The organism is Candidatus Rhabdochlamydia sp. W815 (assembly GCF_018642185.1).
Taxonomy (GTDB): domain Bacteria; phylum Chlamydiota; class Chlamydiia; order Chlamydiales; family Rhabdochlamydiaceae; genus Rhabdochlamydia; species Rhabdochlamydia oedothoracis.
This window is the reverse complement of record NZ_JAAVTY010000173.1, coordinates 1-1,609: the sequence shown is the minus strand read 5'-3', so window position 1 is coordinate 1,609 and position 1,609 is coordinate 1. Positions and strand designations below refer to the sequence as shown.

Below are 1,609 nucleotides of genomic sequence, written 5' to 3'. Positions count from 1 at the left end.
TAAGTCAGCTCTCTGGCTAGGGGTCAGTTTTTTCATACTCAATAGCTTAACACAAAACAAAATATTTTTCTATACGATTGAATCGGAACCACTATATACTAGTTTGATTTCAAATTAAGAATTGCATAACTAGGTTTTTTTGAAAAAACTGCTCTATCTTGCAAGAAGATGTTATCTTTTGTATAAAAATGTTTATATATTCAAACTCTTAATTTGAATGCAAACGATTATAATTTTGCATATTAGAATAATATTTTTAATAATTATAGAAGTCGCAAAGTATACACAATTAAAGGCTTTGTATTCCTGATCAAATATCAGGGCTTAAGCATGAAGAATTTCCTTTGCACCTACTAGATCTAATAAATAATCTTTACGACATGATGCAATGAAGCGCCGTTTACGTAAACTGACCAGGGCCAACGCATGAAGATTTTGCTTGATAATTGAGAGATAAAAAATGATTCTGGCTCCTTTTTCATAAGGAGTATAAAATGGAAGGATTCATTCATTCTTCATCTATTATGATGCATTGCTTCGTTGCATCATGTCGTAAAGATTATTTATTAGATCTGGTAGGTGCAAAGGGAATTCTTCATGCGTAAGCCCTGGTAAACTGACCTTGCTTGTCTTATCTTTTTGTAAAAGATTCAAATTAGCCCGTCGGGCTATAGATAGATATTCAGCTCCATTTCATTTTCTAACACGACTTAAATGTAATAGACAAGACTTAAATTGACACTTAGTGGTAAATAGCAAAGTGGTAATTTATGAATATAGCAATAGAGAGAAAAGTGATAAAAAATAAACTAGGCCTTTTAAAACTAGCTCAAGCCCTTGGGAACGTGTCCCAAGCATGTAAGCACATGGAATATTCAAGAGAAAGCTTTTATACATACAAAGAGCTTTATGAAAAAGGCGGAGAAGCCGCATTACAAGAAATCTCTAGAAGGAAACCCTGCCCTAAAAATAGAGTGGAAGAAAAAATAGAAAATAGCGTAGTTGAATTTGCTATAGAAAAACCTGCATATGGACAGCTCCGAGTTTCCAATGAGATGAAAAAGAAGGGAATTCTTGTTTCTCCTGGAGGGGTCAGATCGATATGGTTAAGGCATGATCTAGAAACATTTAAGAAGAGACTAAAGACGTTAGAAGCAAAAGCAGCTCAAGATCACTTGATCTTTACAGAAGATCAATTAAGAGCGCTTGAAAAAGCTAAAGAAGAAAAAGAAGCTCATGGAGAGATAGAAACACAACATCCAGGCTATCTTGTTGCACAAGATACCTATTATGTAGGAACTATTAAAGGAGTGGGGCGAATTTATCAACAAACAGTGATTGATACCTATAGTAAAGTTGCTTTTGCTAAGATCCTATTTAAAATCTTCTCATTAAGGTATAATGATAGTTTTCATAATTCTCCCGATCTCAATCTGATTGAACGCCTTTGGCGATTCATGAATAAAAAAGTTCGCAATAATCGATATTATGAAAAATTCTTAGATTTTAAGACGGCAATTTATGCCTTTTTTGAAAACATTCCTAAATATCGGGAAGAACTGCAGCCTCTTTTATCTAGGAAATTTTGCTTAGTTAAATCTTAATTTAA

General features: G+C 33.3%; 1 pseudogene. It reads left to right on the top strand.

Annotated elements, in window-relative coordinates:
• Positions 1–770: 770 nt before the first annotated feature.
• A pseudogene (locus tag RHOW815_RS08005) lies at positions 771–1,373 on the top strand (helix-turn-helix domain-containing protein); the annotation flags it as partial.
• Between the last annotated feature and the right edge of the window lie 236 nt (positions 1,374–1,609).